Origin of the sequence: Magnetospirillum fulvum, assembly GCF_900108475.1 — a bacterium.
In the GTDB taxonomy this organism is placed as follows: domain Bacteria; phylum Pseudomonadota; class Alphaproteobacteria; order Rhodospirillales; family Magnetospirillaceae; genus Phaeospirillum; species Phaeospirillum fulvum_A.
In genome coordinates, this window is sequence record NZ_FNWO01000017.1 from 1 (window position 1) to 24,716 (window position 24,716).

23 protein-coding genes and 1 tRNA gene are annotated in these 24,716 nt (G+C 65.3%); 12 read left to right on the forward strand and 12 right to left on the reverse strand.

Translation table 11 applies throughout. The features are described from left to right. The 4 genes from BLW40_RS15675 to BLW40_RS15690 form a co-directional block, all read right to left on the reverse strand. A partial coding sequence (locus BLW40_RS15675) for an electron transfer flavoprotein subunit beta/FixA family protein (RefSeq protein ID WP_425283722.1) occupies nucleotides 1–337 on the reverse strand: 337 nt, incomplete at its 3' end. 133 nt (nucleotides 338–470) lie between these two features. Continuing rightward, the gene (locus BLW40_RS15680; RefSeq protein ID WP_074770249.1) at nucleotides 471–1,502 is read right to left on the reverse strand and encodes a hypothetical protein; all 1,032 of its coding nucleotides are present in this window, start codon (nucleotides 1,500–1,502) and stop codon (nucleotides 471–473) included. Between the two features lies 1 nt (nucleotide 1,503). Continuing rightward, nucleotides 1,504–1,884 (reverse strand): MarR family winged helix-turn-helix transcriptional regulator, encoded by a 381-nt coding sequence (locus BLW40_RS15685; protein WP_074770251.1) that lies wholly within the window; start codon nucleotides 1,882–1,884, stop codon nucleotides 1,504–1,506. 113 nt (nucleotides 1,885–1,997) lie between these two features. Further along, entirely contained in the window at nucleotides 1,998–3,413 is a 1,416-nt protein-coding gene (locus tag BLW40_RS15690) for a leucyl aminopeptidase family protein (RefSeq protein ID WP_074770337.1), read from the reverse strand. Nucleotides 3,414–3,544: 131 nt separating this feature from the next. Between BLW40_RS15690 and BLW40_RS15695 the strand changes: the two genes are divergently transcribed. From BLW40_RS15695 to BLW40_RS17495, 3 genes are all read left to right on the forward strand, one after another. Then, nucleotides 3,545–4,165 carry a glutathione S-transferase family protein gene (locus tag BLW40_RS15695; RefSeq protein WP_074770253.1) on the forward strand — a complete coding sequence of 207 codons (621 nt, stop codon included), beginning with the start codon at nucleotides 3,545–3,547 and terminating at the stop codon, nucleotides 4,163–4,165. Nucleotides 4,166–4,227: 62 nt separating this feature from the next. Then, nucleotides 4,228–4,311 (forward strand) — tRNA-Leu (locus BLW40_RS15700). 360 nt (nucleotides 4,312–4,671) lie between these two features. After that, the gene (locus tag BLW40_RS17495) at nucleotides 4,672–4,866 is read left to right on the forward strand and encodes a hypothetical protein (RefSeq protein WP_139305630.1); all 195 of its coding nucleotides are present in this window, start codon (nucleotides 4,672–4,674) and stop codon (nucleotides 4,864–4,866) included. A gap of 281 nt (nucleotides 4,867–5,147) precedes the next feature. Here the strand turns inward: BLW40_RS17495 and BLW40_RS15705 are convergent, their stop codons facing one another. Genes BLW40_RS15705 through trpB form a run of 4 tightly spaced genes read right to left on the reverse strand, consistent with a single transcriptional unit; the run spans nucleotide 5,148 to nucleotide 9,423 of the window. Beyond that, nucleotides 5,148–6,458, reverse strand: coding sequence for a bifunctional folylpolyglutamate synthase/dihydrofolate synthase (locus BLW40_RS15705; RefSeq protein ID WP_074770255.1), 1,311 nt, complete (start codon nucleotides 6,456–6,458; stop codon nucleotides 5,148–5,150). Continuing rightward, on the reverse strand, nucleotides 6,455–7,366 hold the full coding sequence (gene accD / locus BLW40_RS15710) for an acetyl-CoA carboxylase, carboxyltransferase subunit beta (protein WP_074770257.1): 912 nt from the start codon (nucleotides 7,364–7,366) through the stop codon (nucleotides 6,455–6,457). Before accD ends, BLW40_RS15705 begins: the two co-directional genes overlap by 4 nt. 24 nt (nucleotides 7,367–7,390) lie before the next feature. Further along, on the reverse strand, nucleotides 7,391–8,200 hold the full coding sequence (trpA, locus tag BLW40_RS15715; protein WP_074770259.1) for a tryptophan synthase subunit alpha: 810 nt from the start codon (nucleotides 8,198–8,200) through the stop codon (nucleotides 7,391–7,393). Continuing rightward, on the reverse strand, nucleotides 8,200–9,423 hold the full coding sequence (gene trpB / locus BLW40_RS15720; protein ID WP_074770261.1) for a tryptophan synthase subunit beta: 1,224 nt from the start codon (nucleotides 9,421–9,423) through the stop codon (nucleotides 8,200–8,202). The genes trpA and trpB overlap by 1 nt, the downstream gene beginning before the upstream one ends. Nucleotides 9,424–9,566: 143 nt before the next feature. Between trpB and BLW40_RS15725 the strand changes: the two genes are divergently transcribed. The 9 genes from BLW40_RS15725 to BLW40_RS15765 all read left to right on the forward strand — a co-directional run bounded on the left by BLW40_RS15725 (nucleotide 9,567) and on the right by BLW40_RS15765 (nucleotide 19,377). Beyond that, complete coding sequence (locus BLW40_RS15725) at nucleotides 9,567–11,249, forward strand: ATP-binding SpoIIE family protein phosphatase (RefSeq protein ID WP_244511228.1); 1,683 nt, start codon at nucleotides 9,567–9,569, stop codon at nucleotides 11,247–11,249. Next, the gene (locus BLW40_RS15730) at nucleotides 11,246–11,596 is read left to right on the forward strand and encodes an STAS domain-containing protein (RefSeq protein ID WP_074770263.1); all 351 of its coding nucleotides are present in this window, start codon (nucleotides 11,246–11,248) and stop codon (nucleotides 11,594–11,596) included. The genes BLW40_RS15725 and BLW40_RS15730 overlap by 4 nt, the downstream gene beginning before the upstream one ends. Beyond that, the gene (locus BLW40_RS15735) at nucleotides 11,593–12,918 is read left to right on the forward strand and encodes a class I SAM-dependent RNA methyltransferase (protein ID WP_074770265.1); all 1,326 of its coding nucleotides are present in this window, start codon (nucleotides 11,593–11,595) and stop codon (nucleotides 12,916–12,918) included. Before BLW40_RS15730 ends, BLW40_RS15735 begins: the two co-directional genes overlap by 4 nt. A 19-nt stretch (nucleotides 12,919–12,937) precedes the next feature. Then, nucleotides 12,938–13,552 carry a histidine phosphotransferase family protein gene (locus tag BLW40_RS15740; RefSeq protein WP_074770267.1) on the forward strand — a complete coding sequence of 205 codons (615 nt, stop codon included), beginning with the start codon at nucleotides 12,938–12,940 and terminating at the stop codon, nucleotides 13,550–13,552. 185 nt (nucleotides 13,553–13,737) lie between these two features. Beyond that, nucleotides 13,738–16,425 carry a hybrid sensor histidine kinase/response regulator gene (locus tag BLW40_RS15745; RefSeq protein ID WP_074770269.1) on the forward strand — a complete coding sequence of 896 codons (2,688 nt, stop codon included), beginning with the start codon at nucleotides 13,738–13,740 and terminating at the stop codon, nucleotides 16,423–16,425. Beyond that, nucleotides 16,422–16,910, forward strand: coding sequence for a chemotaxis protein CheW (locus BLW40_RS15750; RefSeq protein WP_074770271.1), 489 nt, complete (start codon nucleotides 16,422–16,424; stop codon nucleotides 16,908–16,910). Before BLW40_RS15745 ends, BLW40_RS15750 begins: the two co-directional genes overlap by 4 nt. Nucleotides 16,911–17,009: 99 nt before the next feature. Next, entirely contained in the window at nucleotides 17,010–17,375 is a 366-nt protein-coding gene (locus tag BLW40_RS15755) for a response regulator (protein ID WP_074770273.1), read from the forward strand. 36 nt (nucleotides 17,376–17,411) lie between these two features. Next, the gene (locus BLW40_RS15760) at nucleotides 17,412–18,551 is read left to right on the forward strand and encodes a protein-glutamate methylesterase/protein-glutamine glutaminase (RefSeq protein ID WP_074770275.1); all 1,140 of its coding nucleotides are present in this window, start codon (nucleotides 17,412–17,414) and stop codon (nucleotides 18,549–18,551) included. A 4-nt stretch (nucleotides 18,552–18,555) separates the two neighbouring features. Next, nucleotides 18,556–19,377, forward strand: a complete 822-nt coding sequence (locus BLW40_RS15765; protein WP_074770277.1) for a CheR family methyltransferase — start codon at nucleotides 18,556–18,558, stop codon at nucleotides 19,375–19,377. 60 nt (nucleotides 19,378–19,437) lie between these two features. On the opposite strand, the gene BLW40_RS15770 is transcribed toward BLW40_RS15765, so the two are convergent. The 4 genes from BLW40_RS15770 to BLW40_RS15785 all read right to left on the reverse strand — a co-directional run bounded on the left by BLW40_RS15770 (nucleotide 19,438) and on the right by BLW40_RS15785 (nucleotide 24,263). Continuing rightward, nucleotides 19,438–20,022: a cytochrome b/b6 domain-containing protein gene (locus BLW40_RS15770; protein ID WP_074770279.1), complete on the reverse strand. Its 585-nt coding sequence runs from the start codon at nucleotides 20,020–20,022 to the stop codon at nucleotides 19,438–19,440. Nucleotides 20,023–20,189: 167 nt separating this feature from the next. Then, on the reverse strand, nucleotides 20,190–21,569 hold the full coding sequence (gene fliD / locus BLW40_RS15775) for a flagellar filament capping protein FliD (protein WP_083386827.1): 1,380 nt from the start codon (nucleotides 21,567–21,569) through the stop codon (nucleotides 20,190–20,192). A gap of 175 nt (nucleotides 21,570–21,744) precedes the next feature. After that, nucleotides 21,745–22,899, reverse strand: coding sequence for a trans-sulfuration enzyme family protein (locus BLW40_RS15780; RefSeq protein WP_074770281.1), 1,155 nt, complete (start codon nucleotides 22,897–22,899; stop codon nucleotides 21,745–21,747). Further along, nucleotides 22,896–24,263, reverse strand: coding sequence for a pyridoxal-phosphate dependent enzyme (locus tag BLW40_RS15785; protein ID WP_074770283.1), 1,368 nt, complete (start codon nucleotides 24,261–24,263; stop codon nucleotides 22,896–22,898). The genes BLW40_RS15780 and BLW40_RS15785 overlap by 4 nt, the downstream gene beginning before the upstream one ends. Between the last annotated feature and the right edge of the window lie 453 nt (nucleotides 24,264–24,716).

Sequence of the window (24,716 nt, forward strand, 5' to 3'; positions counted from 1 at the left end):
TCAGACCCGGCTGTTCGGTGTCGGCGAGACGCTTCAGAATCTTCGCCACCGCCAGCGGCTGGATTTCGGCGTCGGTCTGGACCAGGATGCCGCGGTCGGCCCCCATCGCCAGCGCGGTCCGCAACGTCTCGGTCGCCGTCTGCGGCCCGACCGAAACCGCGACGATTTCGGTCGCGATTCCCGCTTCCTTCAGCCGCACCGCCTCCTCGACCGCGATCTCGTCAAACGGATTCATGCTGAATTTGATGTTGGCGGTCTCGACCCCGCTTTTGTCCGATTTCACCCGGACCTTGACGTTGTAATCGACCACCCGTTTGACCGCGACCAGGATCTTCATATTCGACACGACCTCGCAGACCCGCCCGGCGGCCCGTGATCCGGTGTCGCCCGACGAAAATTGGTATTGCGATGCACAATAAAGGCGGGCGGTGGCGATGTCAACGCCACCCCAGGCGACAGAGGAAAGCGGGTCAAGTGCCCATATAGCGCTTTTCGACGTCTCGGATCAGTTCGATCCCCTGGATCATTTCAGTCATGATGAAGTCGGCCCGCTTGATCGGTCCGCCGGAATTGGGGCGGGGGAACATTCGGGCAAAGGAACTCATGATAACGGTCAGGCCACACAGGGCAGCCCCGATGGTGATGTGATAGCGCTCGACCATGGTGCGGATCGCGCGAAATTCTTCCTGACTGATGTTTTCCCACATTTCACGGGTGCGTTTCTCGAAGACTTCAAGGCGCCCGGTGATTGTCGCGCTCATCGAGTTGATGACTTCTTCGACCATATCGCAGGTCTTCATCAGATTGACGTTTTGCTTCAACTGAAAGTGGCTGCGGATCGGAGCCAATGCACGGACGCAGGCGGTGAAATAGGGCTCTAGCCGGTCGAGGCAATGACGGAAGTAACTGAGCGACATGAAGGTGTCGCCGTAATCTTCCAGGAAGCGGGGGACGTCGAACACCTCGATATTGAGGCTTTTCGCCATCGATTCGAGGCGGACGCGGGCCTTCTTGACGTCGGGATCGCGGAACAGCCGCAACAGATCGTCGTAGCTTTCGAAATTCACGTCCTCGCCCGAATAGATCATCTTCATCAGCGGGCGGGTGAACATCACCATGTAGCGGGTCAGCTCGGCCGCTTTTTCCGGCGACAGTTTCAGCGCGGCATAATCGTTGACCATGATCCCGTGCTCGCGCAGCGAAATCCGCAACGAGTAAACGTCGTAGCTGGGTAGCAAAGCGAGGCGGCGCAGGATCATCAGGTCGGGATGAACCTGATCGGCTGGCCAACTGAACATCGCGGGCAGGGCCTCGACCTCGATCTGGCCCGATCCGGTCTGGATGTCCGAAAAGATTTCGACGACGCTGCGAAGACGGACGTTCTTGATCAGCCGTGCCGCTTGCAGGGCCGGAGTCTGGAGCGGGATGATCGACAGCGGCAGGACGAACAGGGAATCCATGTCGCTGTCATTGATCGGCTTCAGGCCGTCTTCTTCTGTCATGTCAGACGGCGTCCCCTTTCGGGTTGGCGGTGCCCGCTTCGGCCGCGCTGGCGGCGGTGGCGATGATGTCGCCGAATTCGCGCAGGAACACCGAGCCCTTGACGGTGCGCTGGATCAGCACCGAGCGGCGGTCGTGGTCATCGACCTTGCGCTTGATCAGGCCGTATTCGGTCAGCCGGTCAAGCGCGCGGGTGATCGCCGGTTTCGAGACGTTGAGATGAGCCGCCAGCCCCCGCACCGTGTGCGGCGGCGGGATCAGATAGACGGTCAGCAACAGAGCCATCTGCCGCGCCGACAAATCCGGGGCATCGCGGCGAACGCTCTCGACGATGGCTCCACGCCAAAGATCAAGAGCCTGTACGGCCTTGAGTTCCACACTCATCTTGGGCCCAATAATCGTTGCGGCGACGAAATATTCTAGCCGAGCCGGTTCAACTCGGCAACGACCGATTTCATCTTGCCCGCTTGTGCCGCCGGACGGAAACAAATAGTGACCTAACCGGCGTCGGTATCGCTTCGGGCGGGATACCGGGCGGCGATCACCGCGAACAGAGCGCGCAGAGCCAGGGCTTCGCCACCTTCGGGGCGGCCGGGCCGGGCCGCGCCGTTCCAGGCCATCACGTCGAGGTGAGCCCAGGCGAGGCCCGGCCCGACGAATTCCTGGAGGAACAGGGCCGCGGTGATCGCCCCGGCATAGGGGCCGTCCGAAACGCTGGCGATGTCGGCGACCTTGCTGTCGAGCAGGCGGCGATAAGGCGCGTGCAGCGGCAGCCGCCACAGCGGGTCGGCCTCGGCCCGTCCGGCGGCGAGGATGTCCTCGGCCAGCCGGTCGTCGTTGCTGAACAAAGCGGGCAGGTCTGGTCCCAGCGCGGTCCGGGCCGCCCCGGTCAGGGTGGCGATGTCGATCAACATTTCGGGCGCGTCGCCCGCCGCCTCGGTCAGGGCGTCGGCGAGGATCAGCCGCCCCTCGGCGTCGGTGTTGCCGATCTCGACGGTCAGCCCCTTGCGGGTGGTCAGCACGTCGAGCGGGCGCATCGCCTCGGCCGAGACCGCGTTCTCGACCGCCGGGATCAGCACCCGCAGCCGCACCGGCAGCTTCGCGTCCATGATCATCAGGGCGAGGCCCAGGACGTGGGCGGCGCCCCCCATATCCTTCTTCATCAGCTTCATCGAGGAAGACGGCTTCAAGTCCAGTCCGCCGCTGTCGAAGCAGACTCCCTTGCCGACCAGGGTGACGCGCGGTGCCTCGGGATCGCCCCAGGTCAGGTCGATCAGGCGCGGCCGCCGGGCGGTCGATGCGGCGCGGCCGACGGTATAAACCGCCGGGTAATTTTCGGCCAGCAGCCCGTCGCCGACGATGGTGCGGCAGGTGGCGCCGAACCGCGCCGCCAGGGCTTCGGACGCTCCGGCCAGCTCGGCCGGACCGAGATCGGCGGCGGGCAGGTTGACCAGATCGCGGACCAGCCGGGTCGCCTCGGCGCAACGGGCGACCCAGCCGCGATCGGCCAAGCTTGGCCAGACCAGATCGGGACCATCGCGGCGCGGGGCGCTTTTGTAGCGGTCGAAGCTATAGCCCGCCAGGGTCCAGCCCAACGCCGCCCATGACGCGGCGCGCGGCGTGTCCGGTTCGGGATCGAGCCGATAGCGCCCCGGCGGCAGCCGGGCGGGCAGGGCGGCCAGACTCCACGGGTCTTCGGCGGGATCGGCCAGCCCGGCCAGCGCGGCGGCCAATCCCCCGTCCGGTCCGGGGAGCAGGCACAGCGATCCGGCCTCGGCGGAAAAGCCGACCGCCTCGACCCAGGTCCGGGCCGAGTCATGGGAATCCAGCCATGGCCCCAACTGCGTCTTGGTCAGGGGGACCAGCGCCACCGGTTTCGTCTCCGTATCCTGCTCGATCAGGTGTTCCGTCACCGTGCCTCTCCCGCCAACCGTCATGTCCGTTCCCCAGGATGGCCGAGACGCCGTCCGCTGAAAAGAGGGCTGGATGCGCTTTGGCGACGATGCGACAGTGAGCGGGCCTGATTCTGCGGGAGGATGTCGGCATGACCCTGATTCTGGTGATCGGAACCAAGCGGTTTTCGTCGTGGTCGCTGCGGCCCTGGCTGGCGCTGAAAGCGACCGGGGCGCCGTTCGAGGAGGTCGAGATCGCCTTGCGCCAGCCCGGCACCAAGGCCGAGATCCTGAAATGGTCGGCGGCGGGCAAGGTGCCGGTGCTGATCGACGACGGCCATCTGGTGTGGGATTCGCTGGCGATCTGCGAGTATCTGGCCGAATGCTTCCCTGCCGCCGGATTGTGGCCCGACGAGCGGTCCGCCCGCGCCGTCGCCCGCTCGGTTGCGGCCGAGATGCATGCGGGCTTTCCCGTCCTGCGCCAGCAATGCCCGATGGATGTTCTGCTCGACGAGGCCCTGGCCGAGCCCAGTCCCGAGTTGCTGGCCGAAATCGCCCGGGTCGATGCGCTGTGGAGCGCGTGCCGCGGCCATTTCGGCGCGGACGGTCCGTTTCTGTTCGGCCGCTTCACCATCGCCGACGCGATGTATGCCCCGGTGGTCACCCGCTTTGCCACCTACCACCTGCCGCTCGGGCCGGTCGCCGCCGCCTATCGCGATGCCGTGCTGGCGTGGCCCGCGCTGGCGGAGTGGATTGCGGCGGCGCGCGACTGACGCCGAGAGGCGATTGACAGGTCTGCATTCAGGCGAAAAGATGCAAGCGCGGAAGGCCGCGCGGGGACGTGGTGAAATGGTAAACACTGACGACTTAAAATCGTCCGGCTTCGGCCTTGCGGGTTCAAGTCCCGCCGTCCCCACCAACAAATTTCCCCGTTATGCGCCGAACGGGGCGGGGTGAAGACCAATCGGACCGATCCGTCAGTCAATGGAGGGAAAATGAGCTTTCATCGTCATTTTGGACTGCCCAAGGGGGAACGGAATCAGGCAGACAGAAGGACGCTCTCTCCGATTCTCGTCTTTGGGGTAACTTTCGTCGCGGTCGTCGCCGCTTTTTACGTGATCCTCACCAAGTTCTAGGCCCGGTCCGGCAGAGAAGGGCGTATCGTCATCGGCACGGACAGCCGATGACGCCGGGTTTCGTGGGCGGACCCCATCGACACGGCAGCTTTCCGTCAGGGCCTGTGGGGGATATCCCTTCACTCGATACCGGAGCGCCGTCGATGCCAAGGTTTCGTGGGGCCGTTCTGAAGGCCAGGGAGATGGTCGCGGACTCGACCAAAATGGCGGCGGATTCGGCAAAAATGGCTGAGGATTCGGCCCGACAGGCTGGGACCAATTTCGACGCCTCCCTGTCCGCCAGCCGTAAGGCCGTCGCCGACAGTCGGATTTTGTTGCAGCGCAGCCGGTTGCGATAACGGCGGGGGGGTTAGTCTCCCGTGAAAAAGTCCCTCGCTGTCGCTCGGTGTACTTTTTCCCGTTGGATTAAAAGGAGAAAAATGGGCTAGGGGCGGCCCAGCGCCCATTTTTCGTGTTGTCTGTTTCACCAGCCTCCGAAGCCGTGGGCGTCGCCCATCGGCCTCGGAGGGAAGCAAATCCATCCCCGCGCGGAAAGCTTGATTGAGCACGGGGATTCTTTTTGAACCGGGGAAAAGTACACTGAGGCCAAAGGCCGAAGGACTTTTTCACGACCGACGGGTTACGCCGCGCCGTTTTCGGCCAGCACGGTCCCGGCCAGATAGAGCGAACCGCAGATCAGGATACGGGCGGGGCCGGGCAGGCGGGCGGCCAGATCGTCCAGCGCCGCCGCGACCGAAGGGGCGGTTTCGGCCTGACTAAATCCGGCACGGCGGGCGGCGGCCAGCGTGTCTTCAGCCGACAGCGATAACGGCTCGCCCGGAATGGTGACGGTGCGCAACTGGGCGATGCGGGGGGCCAGCGGCCCAAGGATGCCATCGGCATCCTTGGTCGAGAGCAACCCGATCACCGCGCCGAGCGGGCGGTCGCGCCATGACTCGAGGTGGCATGCCAGCGCGGCGGCGGCATGAGGATTGTGCCCGCCGTCGAGCCAGATCTCCCAGTCAGACGGTAAATGATCGACCAGCGCCCCGGCAGGCAAGCGTTGCATTCGGGCTGGCCACGCCACCCGACCCAGTCCGGCGGCAAGGCGGTCGCGGTCGAAGCCGGGCAGGAGCGCCGGCCGGGCGGTCCGGGCCAGATATTCGGCGGCGGCCAGCGCCACGGCGGCGTTCTGGCGCTGGAACGCGCCGGGCAGGATGGGCGCGGGCAGCGAGACCGGGCCGGACCGGCCAGTGTACAGCAGCGAGCCGTCGGGGGCGGAGGTGGCGGAAAAGTCGTGCCCTTCGACGATCAGCGGCACCCCCAGCGCGGCGGCGCGGGCCTCGATCACGGCGCGCGCCTCGTCGGGCTGCGCGGCCAGGATGCAGGGAACGCCGGGCTTTAAGATACCCGCTTTTTCCCCGGCGATCGCGGCCAGGGTGTCGCCCAGATAGCTTTGATGGTCGAGCGCGATCGGGGTGATCACGGTCAGCGCCGGGCGGTCGATGACGTTGGTGGCGTCGAGCCGTCCCCCCATCCCGGTTTCGAGCAGGCAGAGATCGGCCGGAGAGCGGGCGAAGGCCAGCAAAGCGGCGATGGTGGTCGCTTCGAAAAAGGTGATGCTGTTTTCGGCGTTGGCGGCTTCGACCTCTTCGAGCAGCGCCTCCAGCGTCTCGTCGTCGGGCAAGGTTCCGGCGATTCGGATCCGCTCGGCGAACCGGACCAGATGCGGCGAAGTATAGACGTGGACGCGAAGGCCCGAGGCCTCGGCCAGGGCGCGCAGGGTGGCGATGGTCGAGCCCTTGCCGTTGGTCCCGGCGACGTGAACCACCGGCGGCAGCCGCCGGTGGGGATCGCCCACCGCCGTCAGCAGCCGCCGCACCCGATCCAGCGACAGGTCGATGATCGAGGGGTGCAGGCGGCCGAGACGGTCAAGGACCGCCGAAATCACGCTCCGGCGACCTCGGGGTCGGGAGCGTCGATCGGCAGCGGCACCACCGGCGCGGCCGGGGTGCGGTTACGCAGCAGCGAGATCACCCGGACCATCGTGTCGCGCAGGTTGCGCCGGGGCACCACCATATCGACCATGCCATGTTCCAGCAGGTATTCCGCCTTCTGGAAGCCTTCGGGCAGCTTCTCGCGGATCGTCGTCTCGATCACGCGGGCTCCGGCAAAGCCGATCACCGCGCCCGGTTCGGCAATCGCGATATCGCCCAGCATCGCGAAGCTGGCCGAGACGCCGCCGGTGGTGGGATCGGTCAGCAGCACGATATAGGGCAGCCGCTTTTCCTTGACCTTATCGACCGCGACGGTCGAGCGGGCCATCTGCATCAACGACAAGATGCCTTCCTGCATCCGCGCCCCGCCCGACGCGGGGATCACGATCAGGGCGGCATCCTGGACCACCGCCAGTTCGGCGGCGGCGACCAGACCCTCGCCGACGGCAACGCCCATCGACCCGCCCTGGAAATCGAAATTGAACGCGGCGACCACCACCGCCTGACCGCCCATCCGGCCATGGGCGACGATAATCGCATCAATCTCGCCGGTCTTGGTCCGGGCGTCCTTCAGACGGTCGATGTACTTTTTCTGATCCTTGAACTTCAAGGGATCGTCGGCGACCTTCGGCAGTTCGATGCGCTGGTACAATCCGTCGTCGAACAGCATCTGAAGCCGCGCCTTGACCTTGAGGCGCAGGTGGTGGCCGCAATGCGGACACACGTTCAGCGCCGCTTCAAGATCGCGGTGGAACACCATGTGGCCGCAAATGGTGCAGCGGTGCCACAGGTTTTCCGGCACTTCGCGCGGCGCGACCAGACGCTGGAATTTGGGGCGGACGAAGTTGGTCAGCCAGTTCATCGACAGGGCCCTTCTCTAAGTGCGTTACCGCCGTGCGGCGCGGACGCCGGCGGCAAGTTCCTCGACCAGCGCCAGCGGCGCGGTGACCGTTGCGGGAGTTCCGATCGTGTCGGCGATCGCCTGGACGATAGCCGATCCGACCACCGCGCCTTCGGCCAGCCGGGCGACTCCGGCGGCTTGGGCAGGGGTGCGGATGCCAAAGCCGACGCAGATCGGAAGGCTGGTGTGGCGGCGGATGCGGCTCACCGCCTCTTCGATCGCGCTTTCCGACGCCGACGCCGTGCCGGTGACGCCCGCGATCGAGACGTAATAGACGAAGCCCGACGCATTGGCGAGCACGGCGGGCAGCCGGACATCGTCGGTGGTCGGCGTGGTCAGAACGATGAAGTCGAGCCCGACGGCGCGCAGATGCGGCACCAGTTCGTCGGCTTCCTCGGGCGGCAGATCGACGATGACCAGCCCATCGACCCCGGCCCGCGCCGCATCGACGGCAAAACGCTCGGCCCCCCAGGTGTGGATCGGGTTGTAATAGCCCATCAGCACGATCGGGGTGCTGTTGTCGGTTTTGCGGAAGGCGGCGACCATCTCAAGGGTGGCAGCCAACGACGCCCCGGCGGCCAGCGCCCGTTGTGCCGCCAGCTGGATCGACGGGCCGTCGGCCATCGGATCGGTGAAGGGCATTCCCAGTTCGATCAGATCCGCGCCTGCGGCGGGTAGCCGGTCGAGGATGCTCTGGCAGGTGGCAATGTCGGGATCGCCCGCGGTGATGAAGGTGACCAGGGCGGCACGGCCCTCTGCCTTCAGATCCTGGAAACGCGTTTCGATACGGCTCATCACACCAATCCCCCCAGATGGATGTCACCCAGCGCGCGGGCGATGGTGGCGACGTCCTTGTCGCCGCGCCCGGACAGGCTGATGACCATCAGATGGTCGGCGGGCAGGCTGGCGGCGATCTTGCCGGCATAGGCGATGGCGTGACTGGATTCCAGCGCGGGGATGATCCCTTCCAGCCGGGTGCAGCGCTGGAACGCCTCGACCGCCTCGGTATCGGTGACCGAGACATACTCGACCCGACCGGTTTCATGCAGCCAGGCATGTTCCGGGCCGATGCCGGGATAATCGAGACCGGCCGAAATCGAATGGGCCTCGGCGATCTGGCCGTCATTGTCCTGAAGCAGATAGGTGCGGTTGCCGTGCAGCACGCCGGGGCGGCCGCCGCTCAGGCTGGCGGCATGGGCCTTGTCGAGGCCGTGACCGGCGGCTTCGACGCCGATGATCCGTACCCCGGTTTCGTCGAGGAAGGGGTGGAACAGCCCCATCGCGTTCGAGCCGCCGCCGATGCAGGCGACCAGCGAATCCGGCAGCCGACCTTCTTGAGCCAGGATCTGGGCGCGGACTTCATCGCCGATCACCGACTGGAAGTCGCGGACCATCGCCGGATAGGGATGCGGCCCGGCCACCGTGCCGATCAGATAATAGGTGTCGTGGACGTTGGTGACCCAATCGCGCAGGGCGTCGTTCATCGCGTCCTTCAGCGTCGCCGCGCCGGACTGCACCGGGCGGACTTCGGCCCCCAGCAGCTTCATGCGGTAGACGTTGGGCTGCTGCCGCTCGATGTCGGTCGCGCCCATATAAATGACGCAATCCATCCCGAACAAGGCGCAGACGGTGGCGGTGGCGACGCCGTGCTGACCGGCGCCGGTCTCGGCGATGATCCGCTTCTTGCCCATCCGTCGTGCCAGCAGGATCTGGCCGATACAATTGTTGATCTTGTGCGCGCCGGTATGGTTGAGATCCTCGCGCTTCAGGAAGATCTTGGCGCCGCCGAACGCTTCGGTCAGCCGACGGGCGTGATAAAGCGGGTTGGGGCGTCCGACATACTGGGCCAGCAATTGGCGGAATTCCGCCTCGAAGGCCGGGTCGGCCTTGGCGGCGGCATAGGAGCGTTCGACGTCGAGGATCAGCGGCATCAGCGTCTCGGCGACATAGCGGCCGCCGAAGATGCCGAAATGACCACGCTCGTCCGGTCCGGCGCGGTAGGTGTTCAAGCTCTGCATCAGTTTCCCATGGGCCTGGGCGGTGAAAGGGTGCCAATAAAGCACGAAGTCCCCCCGCCTGGGGAGTGGTTTTGTGGGCTTTTCTGCGCCCGATGTACAGAAGCCTCTTCGCCTGTTCGCCCCAGTCGCGGCATGATGGGGGGATGATGCCGCCAGACCCGCCCGGAGCCGTCGCGGACGGCCCGTCCCGCCATCTCGATCTGATCGCCGAGATGATGGCGGCTTTCGCCCGCTCGCAGGATGTCCTGGCGACGTTGCGGCTGGGTCTGGTCCGCGCGGTCGAGCGGCTGGAAGCCGAGGCCGGATCGCTGTTTTTGCTTGAATCCGACGGCTCGCTGCACTGCCGCGCCGCGGTCGGGCCGGTCAATGTCGTCGGGCTGCGGCTGGCTCCCGGTACCGGGATCGTCTGGCGTACCATCGACAGCAACTGGCCGCAACGGGTGGCCGATACCGGCCGCGATCCCGATTTCGCCCCCACCGTCGATGACGCCACCGGCTTCGTCACCCGCTCGATCCTGTGCGCGCCGCTGACGGCGGGGGCCGAACGGCTGGGGGCGATCGAGCTGTTCAACAAGCGGGGCGGCCAGCCCTTTTCGGAATCCGATCTGGGGCTGTTGCAGGCGCTGGCCGCCTCGGCGGCGCTGGCGATGATCAATGCCCGTCTGCTGGCCGAACTGACCGAGCAAGAGGCGATGCAGCGCGATCTCGACCTTGCCGCCGAGATTCAGCGGGCGATGCTGCCGCCGCCCCAGGGGGCGGACTCGCCGGTGCACGGAATCAATCGGCCTGCCCGCCGGGTGTCGGGTGATTTCTACGAGATCGTGCCTCTGCCCGATGGGCGGATCGCGTTTGCCATCGGCGACGTCTCGGGCAAGGGGATGAAGGCGGCTCTGCTGATGGCCCGCATCGCCAGCCTGTTCCGCTGTCTGGTCAAGCGCGAGGCCGGTCCCGGCCGGGTGTTGGCGGCGATCGAGTCCGAATTGCACGAAACCCGGCTGGTTGGGACCTTTGTCACGATGATCGCCGGTTTGCTCGACCCCGCACGGGGCCGGGTGGTGCTGGCCAATGCCGGGCACGAGCCGCCGGTGCTCTATCATCGCGGCGGCTTCGTCGAGATCGCCGAGGGAATGCCGCCGCTGGGAATCGACCCCCGCTTGTTCGACAACGGCGTGCCCGAGACCGTCGTCGATCTCGACGGCGGCGCGCTGTACCTGTTTACCGACGGGCTGACCGAGGCGCGCGGGCTGGTCGGCGGCGTGATGCTGGGGGCCGAAGGGGTGCTGGGGCTGCTCGCCGCCTTTGCCGCGATGCCCGCGGCGGAGCGGCTGGAGACCGTTCTGCATGCGCTGGGCGGCGCGGTGAGCCTGGGCGACGACGTCACCTTGATGGTGGTCGAGGACCGTCTTCGCCCCCCCTCCGGCCCGGCGCAGCGGATGTTTCCCGCCCGGCCCGAGGCGCTGGCGGCGATTCGCTCCGCCGTCGCCGTCGCCGTCGCCGGGCTGGGAGCGGCGGCCGGAGCGGTCGAAGCCTGCGTGCTGGCGGTCGATGAGGCGTGTCAAAACATCATCCGCCATGCTTATAAAGGGGGCGAAGGCGACATTGTCCTGCACGTCGCCCGTGAGGGTGACGATATTGTAATCCAACTGATGGATTTCGCCGCCCCGGTCGATCCGGATAAGATCGTTTCGCGCTCGCTCGAAGACGTGCGTCCGGGCGGGCTCGGCACCCATCTGATGCGGTCGGTGATGGACAAGGTCGGGTTCCGGCCGCCGCCAGCGGGGGTCGGCAATCTGTTGGAAATGGTCAAGCGGATCGGAGCGTCATGAACATCACCTCCACCCTGCACAACGAAATGGCCGTACTCGTCCTCGACGGTGACGTCGATCTCAGTTGCAGTCCGGCCCTGCGCAAGGCGCTGCTGGAACGAACCTTCGAGCGGCGCGACATCATGGTCGATCTGTCCGGAGTGGGTTATATCGACAGTTCCGGGATCGCCGGGCTGGTCGAGGCCTATCAGGGCGCACGCGACAACGGCACCCGTTTCATTCTGGCGGCCCCCAGCGCGCCGGTCCTGCGCGTGCTGCGCCTGGCCCGCCTGGACCGCGTGTTTACGATCGTCGACAGCGTCGAGCCGATTGCCGTCGTCGCTTCTCCGGGAGAGCCTTTGTCTTGAGAAAACCCGCCCGCCGTTCCCGTGCCCCCGCCCAGCGTCAGGTTTCGCCCCGTCTGGTCGAGCTGGAGATCGAACAGGTGGGCGCGCAGGGCGACGGTGTCGCCCGGTTCGAAGGCAACGTCGTGTTCGTCTCCTTCACCGTCGCGGGCGACCGCGTCCTGGCCCGGATCGAAGGGCGGCGCGGCGACGGACTGACCGCCGCTTTGGTCGAGGTGCAAAACCCCGGACCGGGTCGGGCCGATCCCGTCTGTCCGCATTTCGGCCGCTGCGGCGGCTGCGCGCTCCAGCATCTCGACGCCGCGGCCCATGCGGCGTGGAAGTCCGGGCTGCTGTCGCTTCATCTTGCCCGCGCCGGGATCGGCGACGAGACGATGGCGCCGCTGGTGTCGGTGCCGCCCGGCACCCGCCGCCGCGCCGTGTTCGCCTGGAGCGTCCGGCGGGGCGAGGCGGTGCTGGGCTTCAACGCGCGGGCCAGCCACGCCGTGATCGACCTTGAGTCCTGTCCGCTGCTTGATCCGGCCCTGGTGGCCTTGCTGGGGCCGGTGCGGCGGATGCTGGGCGAAATGGTTAAGGATGGCAGCGGCGACGCCACCGTGACGCTCACCGAGGGCGGTCCCGATCTGTTGATCGAGGGCGAGGCCCGGCTGGACCTGTTCGGGCGCGAGAGTCTGGCCCGCTTCGCCGAAACCGCCGATCTGGCCCGGCTGCACTGGCGCCGTCCCGGTACCGGCTTTGCCGAGCCGATCGCCTGTCGCCGCCCCGCTTTGGTCCGCTTCGGCGGCGTGGCGGTCGAACCGCCGCCCGGCGCGTTCCTGCAACCCAGCCCCGAGGGCGAGCGCACGATCGCCGAGCGGGTGGTCGAGGCGTTGGCCGAGGCGGGCGGCCCGATCGCCGATCTATATGCCGGATGCGGCAGCTTCACCCTGCCGCTGGCGCGGCTGGGCGCGGTCCATGCCGTCGAGGGCGAGGCGGCACCGCTTGAGTCGCTGGGAGCGGCGGCGCGGGCGGCCGGTCTGGCGGTGACCACCGAAATCCGCGATCTGGCCCGCCGTCCGCTCGGTCCGGCCGACTTGGCGCCGTACCGCGCCGTGGTGCTCGACCCGCCCCGCGCCGGGGCGGCGGCCCAGGTCGCCGAGCTGGCCCGCCTCGCCGATCCCCGCAAGGGGCCGGGTCTGGCGTCGATGGTTTCGTGCAATCCGGCGACGCTGGCGCGCGATTTGCGGGTGCTGATTGACGGCGGATGGACCCTTATCCGAATTATGCCTATTGACCAGTTCCCTTGGTCTGCCCATCTTGAGGCTGTGGCGATTGTTCGGCGCTGATCGGTCGAGGTGCGGGGCGGTGTTAAACGATCTCGAATTGACCGAAATGTTGTGCGCCCGATTGTGCCACGATTTGGCCGGTCCCCTGGGGGCGGTGGCGTCGGGAGCGGAATTGCTCGGCGACGATCCCGATCCCGAGACAGCCGGTTTGGTGGCCTCCACCGCCGCTGGCGCTGTGTCGCGATTGCGACTGCTGCGTGTGGCCTTGGGGGGTGCCGGGGGGCCTCGGCCCGAAGAGGATGTGCGCGCCCTGCTCCAGGCCTATCTGGAGGCCGGGGCGTCGGCGGCGGTCCGGCTGGATCTGATCTGGCATTCGGGTCGGCCCGATTTGGCGGGCGAGACGGTGCGGCTGGTGCTGGCTTTGGCGATGGTGGCGCGGGAGTCCCTGCCGCGCGGCGGGCGGCTTTCGGTCGAGATCGAGGCGGTTCCGCCGGGCGGGTCTCTGGGGTTGGCGGTCGGGTTTCACGGCCCGTCGGCCCGGCTCGATCCGGACAGCCGGGTGGCCCTGGGCGGGGCGGGCGGACCGATTGGACCTCGGGTCGTCCTGGCCTGTTGGGTATCGAGATTGGCGGCGCGAGCACACAGTTCGCTCGTCGTCGAAGATCAGGTTGATGGCGGATGGATAAAGGCATGAAACCGCCGCCATCGACTTCGTTGCGCAAACGGTTTTATTGCCATCGGAGGGTTGAGACGGTTCTTCCAGAGCCATCCCGACCGTGTTATGACTAATCCGAGCTGCCTTTCGCGATTCCATCCGGGAGGCGGGAGGATTCGGTGCCCTTGAGGCCAGTGCCCGCGAGGACCCTACTGGAGTCGACCATGGATGATCTCCTCAGCGAATTCCTGACCGAGACATCGGAAAGCCTTTCCGTACTCGATGTCGCCCTGGTGACCTTGGAGCAGAACCCGAACGATCCCAAGATCCTCGGCAACATCTTCCGTTTGGTTCATACGATCAAGGGTACCTGCGGTTTTCTTGGTCTGCCCCGACTCGAGCATGTCGCCCACGCTGGCGAAAACGTGCTGGGCAAGTTCCGCGACGGCGAACTGGAAGTCACTCCCGATGCGGTGACCCTGATTTTGCAATCAATCGATTGCATCAAATCAATCCTCTCGCACCTTGAACAAAACGAAGTCGAACCCGAAGGCGACGACAGCGCGCTGATCGCCCGGTTGAACGATATGGCCGAAGGTCGGACCGTGTCGGCTGGTGCCGCCGCCGCGCCGCCGCCTCCCCCACCGCCGCCGCCCGCCGCCCCGGTGTTCGAGGCCGCGCCCGAGCCGGACCCCGAGCCGGTGTTCGAGGCGGCTCCGGCTCCCGCCCCGGCCTACCATCCCGAACCGGTGCACGAGCCCGAGCCCGAACCGGCTCATGTCAATCTGCCCGCGACCGCGGCGCAGCCTGCCGCCGCCGCCGCGCCGGTTCCGCTGGGCGAGGCCAAGGAATCCGCCGTCGCCGCCCAGACCATCCGCGTCAACGTCGATCTGCTCGAAAATCTGATGACCCTGGTGTCCGAACTGGTGCTGACCCGCAACCAGCTCCTCCAGATGGTCCGCGGCAAGGACGACAGCGAATTTGCGACGCCGTTGCAGCGCCTGTCCCACATCACCACCGACCTTCAGGAAGGGGTGATGAAGACCAGGATGCAGCCGATCGGCAATGCCTGGGCCAAGCTGCCCCGCATCGTCCGCGACCTTGCGGTCGAAATGAACAAGAAGATCGACCTCCAGATGCTGGGGGCCGAGACCGAACTCGACCGTCAGGTGCTGGAACTGATCAAGGATCCGCTGACCCATATGGTCCGCAACTCGGCCGATCACGGGCTGGAAGGCCCGGACGAGCGCAAGCGGAACGGTAAGTCCGAGGTCGGCAAGATCGTGCTGAACGCCTTCCACGAGGGCGGTCACATCATCATCGAGATTTCCGACGACGGGCGCGGACTGAACCTCGACCGCATCAAGCAGAAGGCGGTGCAGAACGGACTGGCCACCGAGTCCGAGCTGGAGACGATGACCTCCCAGCAGATTTACCAATACATCTTCAAGGCCGGGTTCTCGACCGCCGAAAAGGTCACCAGCGTGTCGGGCCGCGGCGTCGGAATGGACGTCGTCCGCACCAACATCGAGCGGATCGGCGGCACCGTCGAATTGAAGAGCCAGCCCGGCAAGGGCTCGACCTTCATCATCAAAATCCCGCTGACGCTGGCGATCGTGTCCGCCCTGATCGTCGAATGCGCGGTCGAACGGTTCGCGATCCCCCAGATCAGCGTGCTGGAACTGGTTCGGGTCACCGCCAATTCCGAGCATGGGATCGAGATGATCAACAGCGCGCCGGTTCTCCGGCTGCGCGACCGGTTGCTGCCGCTGGTGTCGCTGAAGCGGTTGCTCTGCCTCGCCGACGATACCGAAGAGCGGCAGGAAACCTTTATCGTCGTCACTCAGGTCGGCACCTACACCTTCGGCATCATCGTCGATCGGGTGTTCGATACCGAGGAAATCGTCGTCAAGCCGGTCGCTCCGATCCTGCGCAACATCTCGATGTTCTCGGGCAATACCATCCTGGGCGACGGTTCGGTGATCATGATCCTCGACCCCAACGGCATCGCGGGCAGCGCCCCCGGCGAATCCGGGATGGTCACCAACGCCCAGACCGCCGAGACCCAATTGCCGCGCGAAGCCCACGCCGACGCCAAGACCTCGTTGCTGGTGTTCCGCGCCGGGGGCGACGATCTCAAGGCGGTGCCGCTGGCCCTGGTCGCCCGCCTCGAAGAACTCGACGTCAAGGATATCGAGCACAGCCACGGCAAGCCGATGGTCCAGTATCGCGGCCAATTGATGCCGCTGGTCTCGATCGACGGCTCGACCAGCTTCCGCGACGAGGGCCGCCAGCCGGTGCTGGTCTTCTCGGATCGCGAACACACGATGGGGCTGGTGGTCGATGAGATTGTCGATATCGTCGAGGATCGCCTCAAGGTCGAACTCAGCGCCGGGGCAACCGGCGTGATCGGGACCGCCGTGATCGCGGGCAAGGCGACCACGATCATCGATGCCGGTTATTATCTGCCCCAGGCTTTCGGCGATTGGTTCGGTCGCAACGACAAGGAATTCGGGACGCTGGACGTCCATCAGCCTCGCATCCTGCTGGTCGATGACTCGCCGTTCTTCCGCAATCTGCTGACCCCGCTGCTGTCGGTCGCCGGATATGAGGTGATCGCGGTCGAAGGGGCCGACCGCGCCCTGGCGCTGCGCGAACAGGGCAACGAGTTCGACGCGATCATCAGCGACATCGAGATGCCGGGGATGAGCGGGTTCGACTTCGCCGACGCGGTCCGCTCCGACCCACGCTGGGCCAACGTGCCGCTGGTGGCGTTGTCATCGCACGCGACCGAAAAGGATTTCGAACGGGGACGGCAGGTCGGCTTCAACGACTACATCGCTAAATTCGACCGCGATGCGCTGTTGCAGTCCCTGGCCTCGACCATCGCCACCGCCAAAGGTGCCGCATGACCCAGCAGATCGTCCCCGCGGGGAAACGCCCGTCCACGGATCTCGTCGCTCCCGAGACCCAGGATTTCGTCACCATGTTCATCGAGGGGCAGCTGTTCGGCATCCCGGTGCTGACGGTGCAAGACGTGCTGGGGCCGCAGAAGATCACCCGCATTCCGCTGGCACCGCGCGAGATCGCGGGCAGCCTCAATCTGCGCGGCCGGATCGTCACCGCGATCGATGTCCGGCTTCGCCTCGGCCTGCCCAAACGGGTCGAGGACAAGAAGGGGATGAGCGTCGTCGTCGATATGGGCGGCGAATTGTACTCGCTGATGGTCGATTCGGTCGGCGAGGTTCTGTCATTGCCCGCGGCGAAGTTCGAACGCAATCCGCCGACGCTCGATTTGCACTGGCGCGAATTCTCGATCGGAATCTATCGATTGGAGGATAAGCTGCTGGTGGTGCTCGACGTCGCCAAGCTGTTGGACTTTACCCGTAACGAATAGATCGGGCGGCTCCGTCCGTAATGATGCGTTCGTGTGACCATCGAGACAACCCGGTCCGCGGATCGGGGGCGTGGTTCGCCATCGGAGGAAAGCTTGGGCATGAAGTCCTGTCTGATCGTCGATGATTCCAAGGTCATCCGCATGGTGGCCCGGAAAATCCTGCACGAGATGAGCTTCTCCACCGAAGAGGCCGAAGACGGTCTGGTGGCGCTCGAAGCCTGCAAGCGCGCGATGCCCGATGCAGTGCTGCTCGATTGGAACATGCCGGTGATGAACGGAATCGACTTCCTTCGACAATTACGCAATCTGCCCGGTGGCGATCATCCGGTGGTGGTGTTCTGCACCACCGAAAACGATATCGAGCACATCCAGGAAGCGATTACCGCAGGGGCGAACGAATACATCATGAAACCTTTCGACAGCGAGATTCTTCAGGCTAAATTCTCCCAGGTCGGTCTTCTCTAGGCCGCTGGAAGCAACGCAATGCCCCCTGTCCCCCCCATGGCCGCTTCCGCCTCAGACCCGATCCGGGTCATGCTGGTCGATGATTCGGCGGTGGTGCGCGGTCTGGTGACCCGTATTCTCGAAGCCGAGACCGACATCGAAATCGTCGCCTCGGTCGGCAACGGCCAGATGGCCCTCTCGACCCTGGAGCGCGTCGCGGTCGATGTCGTTTTGCTCGATATCGAAATGCCGGTGATGGATGGGCTGACCGCGCTGCCCAAGCTGCTCCAGGCCGATCCCGGCCTCAAGATCATCATGCAATCGACCCTGACGATGAAGGGGGCCAGCGTCTCGTTGCGGGCGCTCGAGATGGGGGCGGCCGATTACATCCCCAAGCCGACCGCGACGCGCGAACTGGCGGGCGGGGCCGATTTCCGCACCGAGCTTTTAAGCAAGATCCGCGCGCTGGGCCAGGCCCGGCAGCGCAGCGCCAACCGTCCCCCCCGTCCTGCCGCCACCGGTGCGGCGGCGGTGCCGCGCCCGGCTTCGACTGGCGCTCCGCCCCGGGTTCAGATCCATCCCTCCTCCACGGTGACGCTGCGGACCGCCGCGATCGAGTCCTTTGACGTGATCGCGATCGGCTCGTCGACCGGCGGGCCGCAAGCGCTGTTCACCCTGCTCGGCACGATGCGGGCCGGAACGGTGACCCAGCCGATCCTGATCACCCAGCATATGCCCGCGACCTTCACCATGATCCTGGCCGAGCATATCTCGCGCGTGTCGGGGTGGGAGGCGCGCGAGGGCCAGGATGGCGAAGTGGTGCGCTCGGGCCGGGTCTATATCGCGCCGGGCGACTTCCACATGGTGGTCGAGGTCCGGGGGACCGAGAAGATCGTGCGGCTGAACAAGAACCCGCCCGAGAATTTCTGCCGTCCCTCGGTCGATCCGATGCTGCGCAGCATTGCCGCCGCCTATGGCCGACGGGTGATGACCTGCATCCTGACCGGGATGGGGTCGGACGGATTGAAGGGCGGTCAGGCGGTGGTGGCCTCGGGCGGTACGGTGATCGCCCAGGACGAACCCAGTTCGGTGGTGTGGGGGATGCCGGGAGCGGTGGCGACGGCGGGCGTTTGCTCGGCGGTGCTGCCCTTGCCCGAGATCGCTCCGTGGATCATGAAGCAGGCGGCGAGGCGCTAGAACGATGCGGCCCGATGAATTCGAATACGTCGCCAAATTGCTGAAGGACCGGTCGGGTCTGATCATCACGCCCGACAAATCCTATCTGCTCGAAAGCCGCCTGACCCCGGTGGCGCGCAAGCGCGGCCTTAAAGGTCTGGACGAATTGATGAGTGGCCTGCGCTCGGCCGGCGAGGATCTCCTGCGCGAGATCACCGAGGCGATGACCACCAACGAATCGTTCTTTTTCCGCGACATCAAGCCGTTCGACCAGTTCCGCACCTTGGTCCTGCCCAAGATGCTGGAGCTGCGGGCCGCCCGCAAATCCTTCCGTATCTGGTCGGCGGCCTGCTCGTCGGGTCAGGAAGCCTATAGTCTGGCGATGATCCTGAAGGAAGAGGGTGCTCGGCTGGCGGGGTGGAAGATCGAGATCGTCGGCACCGACCTCTCGAACGAGATGCTGGAGAAGGCCAAGGCCGGGCTGTATTCGCAATTCGAAGTCCAGCGTGGCCTGCCGATCCAGTTGCTGGTCAAATATTTCAAGAAGACCGCCGACATGTGGCAGATCGACCCGGCGATCCGGGCGATGGTCCAGTTCCGCGAATACAATCTGCTCCACGATCTGAAGCCGCTCGGCCAGTTCGACGTCGTGTTCTGTCGCAACGTGTTGATCTATTTCGACCAGCCGACCAAGAGCCGCGTGCTCGACAATATCGACCGGGTGATGTCGGACGACGGCTATCTCTATCTCGGCGGGGCCGAGACGGTGCTGGGCATCTCGGATAAGTTCAAGCCGGTGCCAGAGCAGCGCGGCGTCTACGCCACCAGCCGCAATCCGGGCAAATAGCCCCGCTTTCGTCGCGGCGGGAACGGGGAGAGTCCTCGCCCCGCTCCCGCGTTCGAACGATCAGACCTCGCGGCCGAACATCTGGTTCAGGGTCTTGTGCCCGGCCAAATGGTGAATGATCGCCAGCGTCGGGTGAATTGCCAGATACCCCCACATCAGCGGACCAAAGGCTTCGTGAAGCTCTTTGATGTCGTGCAGAATCGGCGACAGGGCCACGCCGGGGGTGATGGTCAGCGCCAGCACGGTTCCGGTCAGGCCGAGGAACAGACCGATCAGCAGGCCAAGGCCCTGGATCGCGGCAGGCAGCGGCCGGATGTCATCGCCGTCGGGGGGCAGGCGGAAGCGGACCGCATCGGCCAGGGTCGCGCCGATATCCTTGCCCAGCGCGCCAAGACGGGCGGCCGAGAACCAGGGAAACAGCATCAGGGGATCGCCGGTGCGGATAGTCTTCAGCACCGCGCGCAGCCAATAGACCACCAGAATTGCGAACAGGACGATACCGAGAGTTTCATGAACCGAATACCAGTTATTGGGAATTCTGCCCGGCTTCGGTGTAATCATCACCAGACTGACAAACATCTGCGTGGTAATACCTGCGGCCAGGAATAAATGGAGTAGTCGAGACAGCGAGTCGTATTTCTTCATGACGAAGGTCCATCCTCATGCTGGAACATGAGTCGGAGTGTCGTCCTCTAATGATGAACCAGAGATGAATCTCGGCGTCACTTCCGGTTCAGAAACGGCAGAATAGGTATAGTCCCTAGGTCGGCGGCGGCCATTGCGGCCACGGCCGAGGGGATAGGTCAAACGCTTTAGGAAAACAGCGCCGACAGGTCGGGGTTGGTCGCATTGCTGCTGCTGAGGTAAGAGGCGAGATTGTTTTGCCCCGCCGTTCCGCTGCTCGCGCTGTTGCCGCCCAGCAGGGAGGCCAGACCGTTTTGGCTGCTCGACTGGCTCTGGGTATCGGCGGTGCCGTTCAGATAATCGAGCAGGCTGGGGCCGCCGCGCGCGACCATCGTACTCAGCAGATTGACCTGGGATTTGAGGCTGCCCGACGAGCCGGTATAGGGCTTGACGGTATCGTCGATGGTGCTGGCGATCTGATTGACCAGGGCCTGCACCCCGTCGGGATCCTGGGTGATCGCCGCGTCCAGTTTGGTCGGGTCGATTTTCAGGGTGCCGTCGGATTGAAGCGTCACCCCGATGTCGGCCAGCGATTTGAACGGGCCTGCGGTATCGACGGTCGCCGTCGCCGCATCGCCCAGATTTTTGAACAGACCGGCGGCAAGATTGGCATCCTTGTCCAGCCCGCCATCTTTCGAGGTCAGGGAAACGATCGCCTTTTGCATCGCGTTGAAGGTGTTGGCGAGCGACTGGACCTGATCGCTGGCGCTCGAGGTTGCGACGGTCTGGGTTCCGATTGCGGTGAAATTGGTCCGGGTCCCGATCGCGACCGGGACATTGCTGTTGGTGGCCGAGGTGTAATCCTTGCCGCCAACCGAGAAATGGGCATCCTGGGCCTCGGTCACCGTGACCAGGGCCGAATCGTTGGGGTTGGCGGGGGCGTAGGTCAGGTCGGACAGACCGGAAATGGTAAAGGCGTTGCTGGCCCCGGTCGCGGACGAGGTCAGGTGCAGGGCATAGCCGCCGCCTTCCTCGACCACTTGGGCGGTCACTCCGGCCTTGGCGGCATTAATTGACGTGGCGATGTCGTTCAGCGTGCCGCCCGTGATCGGAATCGACACCGCCTGGGCGCTGGACCCGGCGGTAAAGGCGTTGGTGTCGGGATTGAAGGTGCCGGTCTGGATCGTCAGCGTGCCGGTGCCCAGCGATGCCTTGTCCGGATTGCCGATCGGGCTGGTGGCGACGCTTTGCGCCTGGGCCAGTTGGGACACGGTCACCGTTATCGTCGATGCCGCCGTCTTGGTGTCCGGGGCGGTTTCGAGCTTCGATACCTCGGTCTCGAATTTGTCGCCCAGTTGGGCCAGCCGGTTATAGCCGACCAGGGCCGCGCTGGTGTCCTGGGTGCTGAGCGACAGGGTGAAGGCCGGATCGGCGCCCAATCGTCCGCCGGTAGGCTTCGGCGCGCTGTGCGACGACGAATCCTCGGTCGAGTTGGCGGTGGTGTTGCCGTATTTGCTCAGCAGGGTCGCGAGCGAAGAGGGCAGGGCGGCGGTTCCGGTCGTGCTCATGTCAGGGTCTCCGAAGGAGCGGACTCTTTCCAGACAACAAGCAATCCGTGCGCCAGTGGGCGGAGGTGCCTATCCTTTTGATTTATATAGGTTTGCGCGATCGGGAGGAGGAGGCGGGCGGCAGTGACTGCCACCCGCTCCCGCCGATCCGGCAAGAAGTGCCGGGCGTTCGCGCTTAAACCCGCTCCAGCGCCTGGGCGATGTCGGCGATCAGGTCGGCTTCGTCCTCGATCCCGACCGACAGGCGCACCACGTGCGGGGTAATGCCCAGCGCCTCGCGGCGTTCGGGCGGGATCGAGCCGTGGCTCATGCTGGAGGGGTGGCCGACCAGACTTTCGACGCCGCCCAGGCTTTCGGCCAGGGTGAACAGGGACAGCCCGGTCAGAAAGCGGGTCACCCCCGCTTCGTCGCTGTTCAGGACCAGCGTCACCATGCCGCCGAACCCGTTCATCTGCCGCGCCGCGACCGCATGTTGGGGGTGGCTGGCCAGACCGGGATAGATCAGCCGGGTCAGTTTGGGATGGTGTTCGAAGGCGCGGGCAATCGCCAGAGCGTTCGAGGAATGTCGCCCGACCCGCAAGGCCAGTGTTTTCAGTCCGCGCAACGCCAGGAAGGCGGCGAACGGGTCGAGAATCGCCCCGGTGGCGTTTTGGAGAAAGCCCAGCTTCGCGGCCAGATCGGCATCCCGGACGATGACGATTCCGGCGATGATGTCGGAATGGCCGTTCAGATACTTGGTCGCCGAATGAACCACGATGTCGAAGCCCAGATCGAGCGGCCGCTGCACCACCGGCGAGGCGAAGGTCGAATCCGCGACGGTCAGCACCCCGGCCTTGCGGCCGATGGCGGCTATCGCGGCCAGATCGGCGACCTTCAGCAACGGATTGCTGGGAGTCTCGATCCAGATCAGCTTCGTCTCGGGCCGGATCGCCGCCTCAATCGCGGCGGGGTCGGTCGGATCGACAAAGGTGACGGTCAGCCCTGAGGTGCGGCTGCGCACCCGCTGGAACAGTCGCCACGACCCGCCGTAAAGATCGTCACCGGCGACGATGTGGCCGCCCTGGTCGAGCAGGTCGAGAATCGTCGTCTCGGCCGCCAGACCCGAGGCGAAGGCAAAGCCGAAGCCGCCGCCTTCCAACTGGGCCACCGCTTGCTCGAAGGCGGCGCGGGTGGGGTTGCCGCTACGGGCATATTCCCAGCCGGAATGAACGCCAGGGGCACTTTGGGCAAAGGTCGATGAGGCGTAGATCGGCACCATCACCGCCCCGGTGGCTGGATCGGGGCCGGGGCCGGCATGAACGGAGAGGGTGGAAATACCGTGTTGGGTCATGCTGCTACTTTCCGCCGCAAATGGTTAAGCAGGTCGATCCGGGTGATCAGGCCAAGGAACCGCTCGCCATCGACGACGATGGCGACCCAACCCCGATCGAACAGGGGGAGAAGTCGTTCCGGTGGAGTGTCGATGCCGACCGTTTCGATATTGCCGGTCATCGCCACCCGGACCGGCAGGTTGAATCCGGCCGACCATTCGCCGAGTGCGATCAGGACGTCGGATTCGTCGAGTAAGCCGACGCAACGGTCACCCGCCAGCACCGGCACCTGCGAGACGTCGTGGAGCTTCATCCGCTGATAGGCGACCAGCAGCGAATCCTCGGGGGCCACCGTCACCACCGCGCCTTCGTCGTGGCGGCGCGAGATGATGTCGCGCAGATCGCCGTGACGCGGCCGCGTCAGCAAGCCCTGATCGGCCATCCAGAAATCGTTGTACATCTTGGACAGGTACTTGTTGCCGGAATCGCAGACAAAACTGACCACCCGCTTCGGCGTGGTCTGTTCCCGGCAATAGCGCAACGCCGCCGCCAGCAGGGTACCCGAGGACGAGCCGATCAGCAGCCCTTCGTCGCGCAGCACCTGACGCGCCACCGCGAAGCTTTCGCCGTCGGTGATGGTATAGGCGTGCCGGACCCGCGACAGATCGGAGACCGGCGGGACGAAATCTTCGCCGATTCCCTCGACCAGCCACGAACCGGCGGTGCCGACCTCGCCGGTCCGGGTGTATTCGGCCAGGATCGATCCCTTGGGGTCGGCCAGAACGATGTCGGTGGAGGGCGAGACGCGGGCGAAAAAGCGCGACAGACCGGTCAGCGTCCCACCCGAGCCGACACCGGCGACCACCGCATCGACCTTGCCGTCCATCTGGTCCCAGATTTCCGGGCCGGTGGTGGTTTCATGCGCGGCGGGATTGGCCGGGTTGTTGAACTGGTCGGCGAAGAAGGCGCCGCTGTCGCGGGCGATCCGTTCGGCCAGATCCTGGTAATAGTCGGGATGACCCTTGGCGACGTCGGAGCGGGTCAGAACCACCTCGACCCCCATCGCCCGCAAATGGGCGATCTTCTCGCGGCTCATCTTGTCGGGGATGACCAGGGTCAGGCGATAGCCGCGCCGGATCGCCAGCAAGGCCAGAGCCAGGCCGGTATTGCCCGCGGTGGCCTCGACAATCTGTCCGCCCGGAGCCAATCGTCCATCCGCCTCGGCCGCCTCGATCATCGACAGGGCGATGCGATCCTTGATCGAGCCGGACGGGTTCTGGTTTTCCAGTTTCACGAACAATCGGCACGGCCCGGCATCAAGCCGGGTCAGCTCGATCAACGGGGTATCGCCGATGTGCTTCAACGGGTCGGCTTCGCGGGACATGGGACGACTCCAGAACTCTATAAACAGATCGAATTGGTAGATAGTGCTGAAACCCGGCGCACGTCAAGTCCAACAGATCAAAAGAGCACTGGATAAGTGGGTTTTCCAGCGCCAGACAGGGGGAGACCCTGCCGTCTCCCCCTGTCCGACCGTCACAGTCCCGCTAAATCGTCAGTCGTGAAAAAGTCCTTCGGCCTTTGGCCTCAGTGTACTTTTCCCCGGTTCAAAAAGAATCCCCGTGCTCAATCAAGCTTTCCGCGCGGGGATGGATTTGCTTCCCTCCGAGGCCGATGGGCGACGCCCACGGCTTCGGAGGCTGGATTTCACCAGCTTTGCGCGCATAAGTGACGCAAAGCTGGTGAAACGAATAACACGAAAAATGGGCGCTGGGCCGCCCCTAGCCCATTTTTCTCCTTTTAATCCAACGGGAAAAAGTACACCGAGCGACAGCGA

Excerpts from the sequence above, each read along its gene's own strand:
- BLW40_RS15680 (WP_074770249.1), bottom strand. The coding sequence starts at position 1,502 with ATGACAGAAGAAGACGGCCTGAAGCCGATCAATGACAGCGACATGGAT.
- BLW40_RS15685 (WP_074770251.1), bottom strand. The coding sequence starts at position 1,884 with ATGAGTGTGGAACTCAAGGCCGTACAGGCTCTTGATCTTTGGCGTGGA.
- BLW40_RS15695 (WP_074770253.1), top strand. The coding sequence starts at position 3,545 with ATGACCCTGATTCTGGTGATCGGAACCAAGCGGTTTTCGTCGTGGTCG.
- BLW40_RS17495 (WP_139305630.1), top strand. The coding sequence starts at position 4,672 with ATGCCAAGGTTTCGTGGGGCCGTTCTGAAGGCCAGGGAGATGGTCGCG.
- accD (WP_074770257.1), bottom strand. The coding sequence starts at position 7,366 with ATGAACTGGCTGACCAACTTCGTCCGCCCCAAATTCCAGCGTCTGGTC.
- trpA (WP_074770259.1), bottom strand. The coding sequence starts at position 8,200 with ATGAGCCGTATCGAAACGCGTTTCCAGGATCTGAAGGCAGAGGGCCGT.
- trpB (WP_074770261.1), bottom strand. The coding sequence starts at position 9,423 with ATGCAGAGCTTGAACACCTACCGCGCCGGACCGGACGAGCGTGGTCAT.
- BLW40_RS15725 (WP_244511228.1), top strand. The coding sequence starts at position 9,567 with ATGATGCCGCCAGACCCGCCCGGAGCCGTCGCGGACGGCCCGTCCCGC.
- BLW40_RS15730 (WP_074770263.1), top strand. The coding sequence starts at position 11,246 with ATGAACATCACCTCCACCCTGCACAACGAAATGGCCGTACTCGTCCTC.
- BLW40_RS15745 (WP_074770269.1), top strand. The coding sequence starts at position 13,738 with ATGGATGATCTCCTCAGCGAATTCCTGACCGAGACATCGGAAAGCCTT.
- BLW40_RS15750 (WP_074770271.1), top strand. The coding sequence starts at position 16,422 with ATGACCCAGCAGATCGTCCCCGCGGGGAAACGCCCGTCCACGGATCTC.
- BLW40_RS15755 (WP_074770273.1), top strand. The coding sequence starts at position 17,010 with ATGAAGTCCTGTCTGATCGTCGATGATTCCAAGGTCATCCGCATGGTG.
- BLW40_RS15760 (WP_074770275.1), top strand. The coding sequence starts at position 17,412 with ATGGCCGCTTCCGCCTCAGACCCGATCCGGGTCATGCTGGTCGATGAT.
- BLW40_RS15765 (WP_074770277.1), top strand. The coding sequence starts at position 18,556 with ATGCGGCCCGATGAATTCGAATACGTCGCCAAATTGCTGAAGGACCGG.
- BLW40_RS15770 (WP_074770279.1), bottom strand. The coding sequence starts at position 20,022 with ATGAAGAAATACGACTCGCTGTCTCGACTACTCCATTTATTCCTGGCC.
- fliD (WP_083386827.1), bottom strand. The coding sequence starts at position 21,569 with ATGAGCACGACCGGAACCGCCGCCCTGCCCTCTTCGCTCGCGACCCTG.
- BLW40_RS15780 (WP_074770281.1), bottom strand. The coding sequence starts at position 22,899 with ATGACCCAACACGGTATTTCCACCCTCTCCGTTCATGCCGGCCCCGGC.
- BLW40_RS15785 (WP_074770283.1), bottom strand. The coding sequence starts at position 24,263 with ATGTCCCGCGAAGCCGACCCGTTGAAGCACATCGGCGATACCCCGTTG.